Source organism: Luteolibacter flavescens (assembly GCF_025950085.1).
Taxonomy (GTDB): domain Bacteria; phylum Verrucomicrobiota; class Verrucomicrobiia; order Verrucomicrobiales; family Akkermansiaceae; genus Haloferula; species Haloferula flavescens.
Map to the genome: position 1 here is coordinate 407,687 of NZ_JAPDDS010000005.1, position 12,392 is coordinate 420,078.

A 12,392-nucleotide genomic window follows, 5' to 3' on the forward strand; every position below is an offset into this window, starting at 1 on the left:
CTTGGCACTTCCAACAGTGAGTACTACCCGCAAACGCGTTTACGGTTACCTGGCCGAATTCGGCAGCGCCTCCGCCCTCTACAAGGCCGCGGAAAAGGTGCGCGACGCCGGCTACCGCAAATGGGACTGCCACACGCCCTATCCCGTGCACGGCCTCGACGCCGCCATGGGCATGAAGCGCTCCATCCTGCCGTGGTTCGTCTTCTGCGGCGGCACCCTCGGTCTCCTCACCGGCTTCTTCCTCGCCTCCGCCACCCAGACCGAGATCTGGGGCTGGATCCCGGGCCTGACGAAAGCCATCGAGAGCTACCCGACCGTGGTGCAGGCGAAGCCCGCGAACATCTTCACCGTCCCGGCCTTCTTCCCGATCATGTTCGAGCTGACGATCCTGTTCTCGGGATTCACGACGCTCTTCGGCCTGCTCGCGCTGATGAAGCTGCCGCGCCTGAATCACCCGCTCTTCGCGAGCCGCCAGTTCCACCGCGCGACCGACGATGCGTTCTTCATCGCCGTCGAGGCCCGCGACCCGAAATTCAACCAAGAAGGCACCCGCCAACTCCTCGAGGAGATCGGCGGCAAGAGCATCGAACTCGTCGAAGAAGAGGACTGATCCTCGGATTCCAGATCACCGGTTCCCCATTTCAGATCTCCAGTCGTGAAATACTTCTTCCTCGCTTACGCGATCATCGCCGCGCTCTTCATCGGCCTCATGCCGGTGCGTGGCAGCAAGTCCCCGGACACGCCGATCCGGCTGTTCCCGGACATGGACGAGCAGGACAAGCTCAAGCCCCAGAAGCCGAGCGAGTTCTTCGCCGATGGCCAAGGCGCGCGCTTGCCCGTCCACGGCACCCAGGCACTCGGTCTGAATCCGGAAGGCCTGAAGGAATTCGGCGGCATCCCCGAGCTTGAGTTCGGCGGCCCCGTCAGCCACCTCGCCACCGGCGGCATCGAGGACTACTTCGCCAATGGCATGCCGGAAGAGCTCCACCTCACGAACGAGAACGTGGGCGCCTTCCTCAAGCGCGGTGAAGAATCCTTCAACGTCAACTGCGCGATCTGCCACGGCAAGTCGGGCGACGGACAGGGCATGACCAGTCATTTCGGCATCCCCGGCATTGCCAATCTCACGCAGGACACCTACGCGCAGGCCGTCTACCCGGACGGCCGCCTCTTCCACGTGATCTCCGAGGGCAAGGGCAACATGGCCGCCTACAAGCACAACATCGCCCTGCGCGACCGTTGGGCGATCGTCGCCTACGTCCGCGCCCTGCAACTCGCACGCAAGGCACCTTACGACGTCGTGAAGGATGTCTTCGACAAGGCCGTCCCCGCAGCGCCCGCGCAAGCCCAGTAATTCCCTTTCCCAGATGGCACACCACCACGTCACTTCCGCCGATATCCCGGTTGACGGCGAACGCCTCGTCAGCTCGAAGGTCGAGGCCGTCAAGCGCATCGCCGGCTACACGTCCCTTCTGCTCAGCCTGATCAGCGCTTACCTGCTGTTCGGTGCCAAGCCGAATATCGCCGCGCCATTTGCCTACTCCTGGCTCTTCGCGCTGTTCTTCTTCTTCACGCTCGCCGCGGGCGGTTGCTTCTGGACGCTGTTGCACAATGTCTCGAACTCGGGGTGGGGGACTTCGGTCCGCCGCATCATGGAGAATCTCGGGTACGTGTTCCCTTTCATGTTCATCTTCGCCTGGCCGCTGCTTGTGCCCTCGGTCCAGCAATGGCTCTTCGAGTGGATGAACACGCACCGTGCCGCGGGTGGCGCGATCTTCGAGGGCAATATCGGCTCGCTCTTCGGCTTCTACGGCACCGACTCGATGGAGCAGGCGCTGACCGCGAAGCATGAGGCCCTGCTGGTGAACAAGCAGTGGTACATGAACCAGTTCGCCTGGTATGCCCGCTTCTTCTTCTACTTCATCGGCCTCGGTCTGGTGATCCACACGCTGCGCAAGTTCTCGGTCAACCAGGACACCGATCCGAACCCGACCACGAAGAACCTCTTCAAGGCGCGCTTTCACTCGACCTACACGCTGATCATCTTCGCGATCACGATCACCTTCGCCGCCATCGACTGGCTGAGCGGCCTCCGCTACGACTGGTTCTCCACCATGTGGGGTGTCTACATCTTCGCGGGCACCGCGCTGAACTCGATGGCCGTGATCATCATCACCGCCACCCTGATGCAGCGCGCGGGCTACCTGAAGCACGTCGTCACGCCGGAGCACTTCCACATCAAGGGCAAGCTGCTCTTCGCCTTCACCGTCTTCTGGGCCTACACCGGCTTCTCGCAGTACATGCTGATCTGGTATGCGAACATCACGGAAGAAACGACCTACTTCCTGATCCGCAACACCGGCGACTGGAATACCGCCAGCATCGCGCTCGTCTTCGGCCACTTCGTCATCCCCTTCGTCATCCTGCTGCAGGCCTGGCTGAAGAAGAACTCGAAGACGCTCTCCATCATGGCCGGCTACACGCTGGTGATGCATGCGCTGGATCACTACATCATCACCATCCCGGAGCGCTCCGTCTCGCTCTACGGCATGGCTTTCGCGGGCGACAAGCGCCTGGCCGACTTCCTGAATGTCTCCACGTCCGTCCCCGGTGCATTCTGGGGTGACATCCTCGCCTTCGTGGCGATCGGCTCCGGCTTCATCTTCTTCTACCTGCGTGCCCTGACGCAGACCGCGACCTACCCGCACCGCGACCCGCGCATCCTCGAATCCGCCAACGTTTCGAACTGATCCGCCCCGGCACCCCTTACCTGGCATCTTTCCAAATGTCCTCCACCAGCGACAATCCTCTGGCACGTTTCTCCGCCTTCTTCTGGGCGGTGGGTGTCTTCTCGCTCTTCGGCGTCATCGTGCTCGCGCTGAAGCTCTTCTCTTCCGATACCTCGGAGCACAATCCGCTGGAAGAAGAGGCTGCCAAGGCCCGCTACGAATTCCGCAAGACGACCGACGAGGCCCAGGCCGCGGGCTTCGCTTACAAGGAAGTCGAGAAGGGCAAGACCGTGCAGGTCCCGCCGCATGACATCTTCGCCCACCTCGGCGAGTCGCTGGTTTCCCAGAAGCCCGCTCCGGTGAAGGACGACGCACAGATCGTTCCGGGCTCCGACACCCAGGAAGACAGGAACAACCAGAAGGGTCCTGACATGTCCCTCGTGGACGCAAAGACCCCTGCGGCCGACACCCCGATCGACCCCGCCGTGATGGCCAAGGGTCAGGCCACCTATGCGATGTGCATGGCGTGCCACGGTGCTGCCGGTGAAGGCGGTCCGGTGGGGCCTCCGCTCGCGGAGTCCGAGTGGGTGACGGGCCCGGTTTCCAATCTCATCCGCATCCAGCTCCGCGGCTTGCAGGGCCCGATGCACATCAAGGGCCAGCTCTACACCCCGCTCGCGCCGATGACCCCGATCATCGCCACGCAGGATGACGAGACCATCGCCTCGGTGCTCACCTACATCCGCAACAGCTTCGGCAACAAGGCGGCACCGGTGCTGCCCGAGCAGGTCGAAATGCTCCGCTCCGAAGTCGGCAAGTCCATGCTGACCGAGGCCGACCTGATCAAGCCCTGATCCGACCAGATCTCTTTCCCTTTTTCTCCATGTCTGCCGCTACACCCCAGACTTCCGACGCGATCCGCCGCGCGGAGATCGACCTCTCGCTGCGCCACCCGGTGATGTTCTTCTTCACCAGCGGTGCTGCCTGGTTGGCCGTGGCCATCCTGCTCGGCATCATCTCGTCGGCGAAGGTCCACAGCCCCGGCTTCCTCAGTGACTGGGGATTCCTGAGCTACGGCCGCGTGCAGCCCGCGCACATGAATGCGCTCATCTACGGCTGGGGCTGCCAAGCCGCATTCGGCGCGCTGGTGTGGCTGATGGCCCGCCTGTCCCGCCAGACCTGCCGTGCCGCCGGTCTCATCCTGACCGCCGGTCACGTTTGGAATTTCTCCGTCAGCCTCGGCGTCATCTGCATCCTCGCGGGCAAGGGCACGGGCATCCCGTGGATGGAAATGCCGGTCTTCGCTTGGGTGCCGATGCTGCTCGCCTACGCGGCCATCGCGATCTGGTCGATGATCCAGTTCAAGGTCCGCCCGGCCGGTCACGTCTTCATCTCGCAGTGGTACATCCTTGCCGCGCTGATCTGGTTCCCGTGGGTCTTCGCCACCGCGCACATCTTCGTCCACGGCTTCTCCGGCTCCCCGCTGATGGCTGCGGCGATCAATGCCTGGTATCGCTCGGCACTGCTCTTCCTCTTCTTCCTCCCGGCTGGCATCGCTGCCGCCTACTACCTCATCCCGAAGGTGACCGGTCGTCCGGTGTATAGCTACACGCTTTCCTCCCTCGGCTTCTGGTCGCTCGCGATCATCGCCCCGTGGGCCGGCATGCAAAAGCTGGCCGGTGCGCCGATCCCGAACTTCCTGCCCTACGTCGGTGCCGCTGCCACCATCCTCGTGGCAATCCCGGCCATCGCCGTGGCGGTGAACCTGCTGAAGACCGCCGCCGGAGCTCCCGAGACGGTGGTGAACAGCCCCACGCTCCTCTTCACCGTCGCCGGTCTCTTCGGCCTGCTGGTGACCGGCTTCGCTGCCACCTTCCTGAATACCCCGGCCGCCCTGCCGCTCAGCCAGTTCTCGCTCTCGCAGTATGGCTTCGATATCCTCGCGCTCTACGGCTTCTTCAGCTTCGTCGCCTTCGGCGTGATCTACTTCGTCGTCCCGCGCGTGACCCGCCGCGAGTGGCTCTCCAGCCGTCTGATCAAGATGCACTTCTTCCTCTCGATCTACGGTGTGGTCACCATCGCGATCGTCGCCATCTTCGGCGGCCTGATGCAGGGCCATGCCCAGGAGGACTTCAAGCAGCCGTGGGAGAATGCGATGACCTACTCATACCCCTACGCCGTGGCCATCACGCTGGCGTGGTGCTTCCTGCTCTTCTCGAATGTCTGGTTCTTCATGCACCTCGCGCTGATGTGGCTGCGCCTCGGCCGCCGCTCCTCGCACCCGACGCTGCTCGGCCACGGCCACCACGACGACCTGCACGATGCGACCCACGGCCCCGAGGGCGACATCGACAACGCCGGCCCCGGCTCGGCACCCGCCCACTCCCACGCCCACTAATTCGTAAGGAGTACCCCTTTCCGGATCTGAGATCTCAAGTTTCCCTTCCATGACCTTCCGCTCCTTCGCACTCGGTCTCACCCTGGCCTTCGGCATCGCCTGGATGTCCGTGGTGGTCGTGCCGTTTTTCTCGATGCGCGATGTCAAGCCGGTCGCCTTTGACGAGGCTGCCGACGGCAAGACCGGCATCTATTTCCCGAAGCGCACCGGCCGTGTGGCCAATGGCGCGGAAGTCTATGCCGCGAACGGCTGCTACCTCTGCCACACCCAGGTGATCCGCACCACCGACGCCGGCAATGACCTCGGCCGTCCGGACTGGGGTGGCAACAAGCTGGATGAAGCCCGCGGTGACACCCGCCGCGAGTCCACCGTCTTCGACTACCAGGGTGAGAAGTTCGCCCAGATCGGTGTGTCCCGCCTGGGTCCCGACCTCTTCAACGTCGGCCTGCGCGTCGAGAACTACGTGAAGGATACCGGTGAGAACCCGAAGGCCTGGCTGCTGGAGCACCTCTACGACGCCCGCCTCGACCCGGCCAAGTCCACTTCCAAGTGCCCGCCGCATCCCTTCCTCTTCGAGGAAAAGAAGATCGAGGGCCAGACCCCGGCAGACGCGGTCCCCGCACCGGTGAAGGAAGGCTACGCAATCGTCCCGACCCCCGCCGCGGAAGCGCTGGTGAGCTACCTGCTCTCGATGAAGCACGATGACGCCCTGCCGAAGGCCATCAACCCTGCCCCCGCCAAGGCTGCCGCACCGGCCGCCGCCGCTGCCCCGGCTCCTGCCGCCGCCCCGTAAGGCTGAAACGTTTTTTCCCTGTCCGAGATGATCGATCCATCCAAGCCCGACCTCGAGGAATCGGTGAACGTCACCGAAGCCCACGAGCGCGTGATCCGCGGCGCCGCCGCCGCTTCCCGCGAGTCCAAACTCAAGGAGAACGGTGCAGAGCCGATCTCGCTCTGGGTGCTCATCATGTGCGCCGTGCCCCTGCTCGCCGCCGGATGGACCCTCGGCAAGGCAGGCAAGCTTTTCTCCTACAAGGACATCACCCGCGAGGGCTATGTCCGCTTGATCCCGGATGACGGGGAGGGAGTGAAATTGCCGCCTGTCCCATGGCTGGAAGCATCGATCAAGAAAGGTCATAAGGAGTACTCCAAGTGCACCGGTTGCCACGGCGCCGATGGCAAGGGTGACGGAGCTTCCTATCCCTCTCTCGCTGGTTCGAAGTGGGTGAACGGGGAGACGGAGGTCTTCGCGATGGTGATTCTTAACGGCCTCACCGGACCGACTTCTTCCGGCAAGACCTACGGTGTGATGCCTGCCCAGTCCGCCGGTCTCAGCGGTGAGAGCCTGGCCCACCTGATGAACTACATCCGCCACTCCTTTGGCAACGACGCGAGCGGCGGCGGCAGCAAGCCGGAAGCCGTGGTGACGAAGGAAATGGGTGCCACCGCGCTGGAGATTTCCGGGAAGCGCGCCAAGGCCGGTGCTGCAGTCACCGGCGACGAATTGACTGCAGACCACCACAAAAATCTCCCGGGCACCCCGATCGACCCCAAGATGATGGTCGATCCGATCACCCTCGAACCGGCGGAAGCCAAGTAACTTCAGCCTCTTAACTTTTTCTCTCAAGCATGAGCGCCCACGCCCACGCCGCCGACCACGGTCATGGTCACGGTCACGACGACCACCACCACCACGAGCAGAGCTTCATCCAGAAGTACATCTTCTCGACCGATCACAAGACGATCGGCATCCAGTACGGTCTGACGGCCATGGCCTTCCTGGCCTTCGGCTTCTACCTGATGATGGTGATGCGCTGGAGCATCGCCTATCCGCACGAGCCGCTGCCGGAGTGGATGAGCTGGCTCTTCACGGACAACTGGAAGGCCCGCTGGCTCCAGGATGGCAAGGTGACGGGTGAGACCTACAACATGTTCGGCGCCATGCACGGCACCATCATGGTGTTCCTCGGCATCGTGCCGCTCGGCTTCGGTGCCTTCGGCAACTACGTCACTCCGCTGCAGATCGGCGCGGTGGACATGGCCTTCCCGAAGCTGAACATGGCCAGCTACTGGATGTATCTCGCCGGTGGCCTGGTGATGTGCGCCTCCTTCTTCATGGAGTCCGGTGCCGCCAAGTCCGGCTGGACGAACTACTCGCCGCTCGCCGGATTCGCGGACGGCCAGATCGTGAACCAGTGGCTCGCGGGACAGACGCAGTGGCTCGTCGGCCTCGTGCTGCTGATCTCCTCCTCGCTGCTCGGCTCGGTGAACTTCATCACCACGATCATAAACCTGCGCGCCCGTGGCATGACCTGGATGCGCATGCCCTTCTTCGTCTGGGCGATGCTCGTCACCGGCTTCCTGCTCCTGCTCGCCTTCCCTCCGCTGGAAGCTGCCGGCATCATGCAGCTCATGGACCGGGTGACCCACTCGTCCTTCTTCATGCCGTCCGGCCTCTACACCTCGAAGGAAGGCCTGGCTGATCTCTCCGGCGGTGGTTCCCCGCTGCTGTTCCAGCACTTGTTCTGGTTCCTCGGTCACCCGGAGGTATACGTTCTCCTGCTGCCCGCCATCGCCTGCGTCGCGGAAATCATCCCGGCCAATACCCGCCGCCCGCTGTGGGGCTACAAGGCGATGGTCTATGGCGTGCTGGTCCTCGGCTTCCTGTCCTTCGTCGTGTGGGCTCACCACATGTATCTCACCGGCATGGGCCCGGTCGTCTCGACCTTCTTCCAGACCACCACGGTGCTGATCTCCATCCCGTCGGTGATCCTGCTCACCTCGATGATCATCTCGCTGTGGGGCGGCTCCATCCGCTTCACCCCGGCGATGGTCTGGGCCTGCGCCTTCCTGCCGATGTTCGGCATCGGCGGCCTCACCGGCCTGCCGCTGGCCTTCAACCTGGTCGACCTCCACCTGCACGATACCTACTACGTCATCGGCCACTTCCACTACGTGGTGGCCCCGGGCATCCTCTTCGGCCTCTTCGCCGGTGTGTATCACTGGTATCCGAAGATGACCGGCCGCCACATGAGCAACTTCCTCTCTCATGTCCACTTCTGGCCGAGCCTGGTGTGCATGAACCTGATCTTCTTCCCGATGCTCACGCAGGGCATGGCAGGCTTCCACCGCCGCTGGTACAACGGTGGCGATGCTTACCTCGCGAAGGCAAAGGACAGCGTGAACGTCTTCGGCCTGACCGTCGCCGAGCACATCGACCTGAACATCGTGATGTCCATGGCTGCCTGGGCCCTCGCCCTCGCACAGATCCCCTTCATCATCAATCTCTTCACCGCGTGGAAGATCGGCCGCAAGGTCGAGAGCGACAATCCTTACAACGCCACCACGCTGGAGTGGGCGACGCCGACGCCTCCGGGCCACGGCAACTTCCTCACCGAGCCCTCGGTCTACCGTGGCCCGTATGAATACAGCCGCCCGGATTGCGACGAGGACTACCTCCCGCAGTGGGAAGCACCGAAGCGGGACAGCGAAACGCCCGCCGAGAAACCCGCAACCCCGTCCGCTCACTGACGATTCGGTCCCGAGCCTGAGAAACTTGGCACTGAAAACCAGACCCTTTTCCCAATGGAAATCCCCTATATCGTCACCCCACGCAAGGACACGGGCCTCTTCAATTCGAAGATCGCCATCTGGCTGTTCCTCGCGTCGGAAGTCATGCTCTTCGGCGGCTTCTTCTCGGCCTACATCTTCCTCCGCATCGATGCGGACTATCCATGGCCGGAGCGCACGCTCCCGGTGCTGCCGGGCCTGATCAATACCTTCGTGCTGATCGCCTCGTCGGTCACCGTGGTCTTCGCCTGGGCGTCGCTGAAGCTCCGCCAATGGGGCAAGTTCCAGGCCTACATGCTCTTCACGGTCTTCTGCTCCTTCGTCTTCATGGGACTGAAGGGCATCGAGTACTACGTGAAGCTCCACCACCAGGCTCTCCGCATGCCGGACTACTCGGTCGTGGAAGGTCACCTCGGCTACAAGCCGAAGGACGGCGTGCATCTTGGCCACGACGAAACACTCAAGGACGACCAGATCGCCCGCGACGTCAACGGCAAGAAGCTCGAGGAAAACCTCATCAACTTTGAGGCCTCGCAGATCACCTATAACACCGTCCGCTACTACAAGCCATGGGTGGAGGGCGTCATCGTCCGCGCTGCCGAGCAGTTCGACACCGTGGTGTTTGAAAAGACCTTCGTTGCTGGCATCGAGGAGGCTGCAGCCACCGCGCTGGAGTCGGAAATCGACAACTTGAAGGAAGGCGAGGCCGACCCGGCGATTCCTGATGCAGCAAAGGTATTCCGCAAGGGAGATGAAATCACCGTCGATGGTCTTCGCCGTTTCATTGCCGAGCAGGAGGAAGCAGAAGTTCCTGCCTTGGCCCGGGAGAAGAAGATTGCCGAAACCCTGATCGCTGCCGCGGTCAATAAGCCGGCCACCGTCAAGCTCGCTGCCGATCTCAAGCTTCAGACCGCTCCGGGCAAGGAAGTTGTCTTCGCCAAGGGCACGGATCTTTCCGTCAAGCTGCTCGACGACATCAAGGCTGCCCACCTGGCCGCCCGCTCGAACAACTCTTCCCACCGCATCGACAGCCTGCGCGAGGAGTGGGACAAGGCTCACAAGGAGAATCCCGGCAAGAAGGGCTGGGAGATCGCCGACAAGGTGAAGGTGAATGAAGAAGCCATCGCCAAGGACATCATGCCGGAGGCGGCCACGGTCGCCTTCAAGGTGAGCCCGGCCACAGTCTTCCACTTCCGCCCTCGCGATATCCAGGAAGGCGCTGCCGCCGGCACGCTGCGCGATGCCACGGCTGTGGCAGGCAAGATGCTCGAGAGCCCGATGAACTTCCACTACGTGGACGCCATCGACTTCCGCCACCTCGCGATGAAGGTGTCCGAGAAGATCGGCCGCCACGACGAGGCCGCGATCGAGAAGGCCATCGAGGAATCCTGGCTGCTCAAGGAAAACGCGAAACTCCGCGAGGTCTGGGAGAAGCAGCAGAAGGCCCTCGGCCAGCTCACCGAATTCCTCGCCACCAAGGGCAAGGTGCCGACCGCCAAGGACAAGTACCGCATCGGCTGGCAGGAGATGGATTACTACATGACGACCGACCTCGCCAACGTGCAGATCGACCCGTCGAAGTACGCAATGCCGAAGTCCAAGGAGAACCTGAAGGAGGAATTCTTCGGCCCCGACTACAGCACCCGCAAGTTCCCGCACCTCGAGGTGCCGCGCGATAAGGTCCAGTTCTCCTCGAAATTCGAGCCGGCTTGGAACACCTATTACGCGATCTACTTCACGATGACCGGCCTCCACGGCCTGCACGTCATCGGCGGTGCGCTGGTGCTCGCCTACTACCTCTTCTGCGGCAAGAGCATGTATCTCAGCAATCCCGAGTGGCTTGCGAACCGCGTCGAAGTCGGCGGCCTCTTCTGGCACTTCGTCGACCTGGTCTGGATCTTCCTCTTCCCGATCCTGTATTTGATGTAAGTTCCCGGAAGACTTCCCACTCTCGCCTCTCAAATTTCAGATTCCCGCATCCATGGCCGATTCTCCTGAAGCAATCCAGAAGTCGCTCCGCCTTTACAAGCTGATCGGTGCCGCGCTCTTCGTCGGCACCGTGGTCACCGTCGCGGTGGCCACCGTCCCGGCGCTCGACTTCGGCAAGCACGGCTTCGACACCGCCGACATGGTCCTCGGTCTCGCGATCGCGTCCGTGAAGGCCTCGCTCGTCGCGGCCATCTTCATGCACCTCAATCACGAGAAGAGCCTCATCTACTGGGTCTTCGGATTCGGCATCATCGGTGCCGTCATCCTGCTTCTTCTCACCGGCCTCGCCGAGTCGGATCCGCTTCACTACAATGGATTCAAGGATGGCGTGCCCGGCTCCGATGTGAAGATCCAGCACCACTGATATCCGATCCACCCGTACGTCCCGCTGCCATGTCACTCCGCGCCTTCCACATTGTTTTCGTCACGGTGAGCACGCTGCTCTTCGTGTTCCTCACCGTGTGGGCCTTCGCGTTTGCGGCGGACCGGACGGCCATCATCACCACGCTCGGCGCGATCAGCGCGGTCTGCGCGGTGGTCATGCCGGTCTATGGCGTGTGCTTCTACAAGAAGGTCCGCAACATCGTCCTCTGAATCCCTGATCCCGATACGGCCATGATCGATACCCTGCTTGCCTGCGCCACCTGCGCCGCGAATTTCAAGGACGACGGTCCGAATGCGGCCGGCTGGTCCATCTTCGTGATGCTCTGCATCATCCTCCCGATGCTCGCCGGCGTGGTGTTCTTCATGGTCCGCCTCATCCGCCGCAGCGACCTAGGTCTCGATCCCGAGCTGCGCGACGATCTGCCTGCTGCTGCCGCCGCCGCTCCTACCCGCTGACGCCTTCCCTTTTCCATGAGTCCCTCGAAATTTCTCAGCATCCCCGAAAACTTCTCCGCCCACGGCGGCCGGGTGGACCACCTCATCGATGTGGTCCACTGGTTCATGATCGCGCTTTTCGTGGGGTGGACCTTGTTCTTCCTCTACTGCCTTTTCCGCTTCCGCGCTTCCGTCCATCCGAAGGCGTCGTATCACGGCGTGCGCAACCACATCTCCAGCCACCTGGAAATCGCCGTGGTCATCATCGAGGCCGTGCTGCTGCTCGGCTTCGCCATCCCGCTGTGGAAGGAGCGCACCGATACCTGGGAGACGGTGCAGAAGCAGGATCCGGTGCGCGTCCGCGTCGTCGGCTGGCAGTTCGGCTGGACCTATCACTACCCCGGCAAGGACGGGAAATTCGGCCGCATCAATCCGCTGGTCCGCACCGCGAACAATGACGTGGCGCTCGATCTGGACGACCCGAATGCGCAGGACGACTTCATCGCTTCCAACCTGAAGATCCCGAAGGGCCGCCCGGCGATCCTGATGATCACCTCGAACGATGTGATCCACAACTACGCGATCGTCCCGATGCGCATCCAGCAGGACGCCATCCCCGGCCGCGAGATCCCGATGTGGTTCACGCCGACCAAGACCCTCGAGACCTCCGTGGTCTGCGGCCAGCTCTGCGGTGAGAAGCACGGCGACATGGTCGGCCTTATGGAAGTGGTCGAGGACAAGGCCTTCCGCGAATGGGCGGACACCGAGTCCGACAATGCGCTCAAGAGCCGCGCTCCGAAGGAGACGACCGCGAGCCGCTGAGACTCTGCCGATCCAGATTCTTTTCCCAAGGCGGGAAGCTCTCACGGGCTTCCCGCTTTGTCGTT

The 12,392-nt window shown here is 62.7% G+C and carries 13 protein-coding genes; all 13 read left to right on the forward strand.

Going from position 1 to position 12,392, the window contains the following annotated elements; genetic code table 11:
• The first annotated feature begins 16 nt into the window (after positions 1-16).
• The 13 genes from OKA04_RS11785 to OKA04_RS11845 are packed head-to-tail and all read left to right on the forward strand — an operon-like array spanning position 17 to position 12,327.
• Entirely contained in the window at positions 17-610 is a 594-nt protein-coding gene (locus tag OKA04_RS11785) for a DUF3341 domain-containing protein (RefSeq protein ID WP_264501363.1), read from the forward strand.
• Between the two features lie 45 nt (positions 611-655).
• Positions 656-1,354 (forward strand): c-type cytochrome, encoded by a 699-nt coding sequence (locus OKA04_RS11790; RefSeq protein ID WP_264501364.1) that lies wholly within the window; start codon positions 656-658, stop codon positions 1,352-1,354.
• Between the two features lie 13 nt (positions 1,355-1,367).
• Entirely contained in the window at positions 1,368-2,750 is a 1,383-nt protein-coding gene (locus OKA04_RS11795; RefSeq protein WP_264501365.1) for a hypothetical protein, read from the forward strand.
• Positions 2,751-2,785: 35 nt separating this feature from the next.
• A complete protein-coding gene (locus OKA04_RS11800; RefSeq protein WP_264501366.1) occupies positions 2,786-3,583 on the forward strand; it encodes a c-type cytochrome in 798 nt (265 codons plus the stop codon).
• Between the two features lie 29 nt (positions 3,584-3,612).
• Positions 3,613-5,127 carry a cbb3-type cytochrome c oxidase subunit I gene (locus OKA04_RS11805; RefSeq protein ID WP_264501367.1) on the forward strand — a complete coding sequence of 505 codons (1,515 nt, stop codon included), beginning with the start codon at positions 3,613-3,615 and terminating at the stop codon, positions 5,125-5,127.
• A 49-nt stretch (positions 5,128-5,176) separates the two neighbouring features.
• Complete coding sequence (locus OKA04_RS11810) at positions 5,177-5,920, forward strand: hypothetical protein (RefSeq protein ID WP_264501368.1); 744 nt, start codon at positions 5,177-5,179, stop codon at positions 5,918-5,920.
• Positions 5,921-5,947: 27 nt separating this feature from the next.
• On the forward strand, positions 5,948-6,727 hold the full coding sequence (locus tag OKA04_RS11815) for a c-type cytochrome (RefSeq protein ID WP_264501369.1): 780 nt from the start codon (positions 5,948-5,950) through the stop codon (positions 6,725-6,727).
• Positions 6,728-6,756: 29 nt separating this feature from the next.
• A complete protein-coding gene (locus OKA04_RS11820; RefSeq protein WP_264501370.1) occupies positions 6,757-8,658 on the forward strand; it encodes a cytochrome c oxidase subunit I in 1,902 nt (633 codons plus the stop codon).
• Positions 8,659-8,712: 54 nt separating this feature from the next.
• On the forward strand, positions 8,713-10,626 hold the full coding sequence (locus tag OKA04_RS11825) for a cytochrome c oxidase subunit 3 (RefSeq protein WP_264501371.1): 1,914 nt from the start codon (positions 8,713-8,715) through the stop codon (positions 10,624-10,626).
• A gap of 52 nt (positions 10,627-10,678) precedes the next feature.
• Positions 10,679-11,050, forward strand: a complete 372-nt coding sequence (locus OKA04_RS11830; RefSeq protein WP_264501372.1) for a cytochrome C oxidase subunit IV family protein — start codon at positions 10,679-10,681, stop codon at positions 11,048-11,050.
• A 29-nt stretch (positions 11,051-11,079) separates the two neighbouring features.
• A complete protein-coding gene (locus tag OKA04_RS11835) occupies positions 11,080-11,280 on the forward strand; it encodes a hypothetical protein (protein ID WP_264501373.1) in 201 nt (66 codons plus the stop codon).
• A gap of 21 nt (positions 11,281-11,301) precedes the next feature.
• Positions 11,302-11,526 (forward strand): hypothetical protein, encoded by a 225-nt coding sequence (locus OKA04_RS11840; protein WP_264501374.1) that lies wholly within the window; start codon positions 11,302-11,304, stop codon positions 11,524-11,526.
• 15 nt (positions 11,527-11,541) lie between these two features.
• Entirely contained in the window at positions 11,542-12,327 is a 786-nt protein-coding gene (locus OKA04_RS11845) for a cytochrome c oxidase subunit II (RefSeq protein ID WP_264501375.1), read from the forward strand.
• Positions 12,328-12,392: the final 65 nt, after the last annotated feature.

What these genes read in the sequence shown, in the direction of transcription:
- OKA04_RS11825 (WP_264501371.1), top strand. Translation starts at nt 8,713, where the DNA reads ATGGAAATCCCCTATATCGTCACCCCACGCAAGGACACGGGCCTCTTC.
- OKA04_RS11810 (WP_264501368.1), top strand. Translation starts at nt 5,177, where the DNA reads ATGACCTTCCGCTCCTTCGCACTCGGTCTCACCCTGGCCTTCGGCATC.
- OKA04_RS11830 (WP_264501372.1), top strand. Translation starts at nt 10,679, where the DNA reads ATGGCCGATTCTCCTGAAGCAATCCAGAAGTCGCTCCGCCTTTACAAG.
- OKA04_RS11835 (WP_264501373.1), top strand. Translation starts at nt 11,080, where the DNA reads ATGTCACTCCGCGCCTTCCACATTGTTTTCGTCACGGTGAGCACGCTG.
- OKA04_RS11840 (WP_264501374.1), top strand. Translation starts at nt 11,302, where the DNA reads ATGATCGATACCCTGCTTGCCTGCGCCACCTGCGCCGCGAATTTCAAG.
- OKA04_RS11845 (WP_264501375.1), top strand. Translation starts at nt 11,542, where the DNA reads ATGAGTCCCTCGAAATTTCTCAGCATCCCCGAAAACTTCTCCGCCCAC.
- OKA04_RS11805 (WP_264501367.1), top strand. Translation starts at nt 3,613, where the DNA reads ATGTCTGCCGCTACACCCCAGACTTCCGACGCGATCCGCCGCGCGGAG.
- OKA04_RS11815 (WP_264501369.1), top strand. Translation starts at nt 5,948, where the DNA reads ATGATCGATCCATCCAAGCCCGACCTCGAGGAATCGGTGAACGTCACC.
- OKA04_RS11795 (WP_264501365.1), top strand. Translation starts at nt 1,368, where the DNA reads ATGGCACACCACCACGTCACTTCCGCCGATATCCCGGTTGACGGCGAA.
- OKA04_RS11800 (WP_264501366.1), top strand. Translation starts at nt 2,786, where the DNA reads ATGTCCTCCACCAGCGACAATCCTCTGGCACGTTTCTCCGCCTTCTTC.
- OKA04_RS11820 (WP_264501370.1), top strand. Translation starts at nt 6,757, where the DNA reads ATGAGCGCCCACGCCCACGCCGCCGACCACGGTCATGGTCACGGTCAC.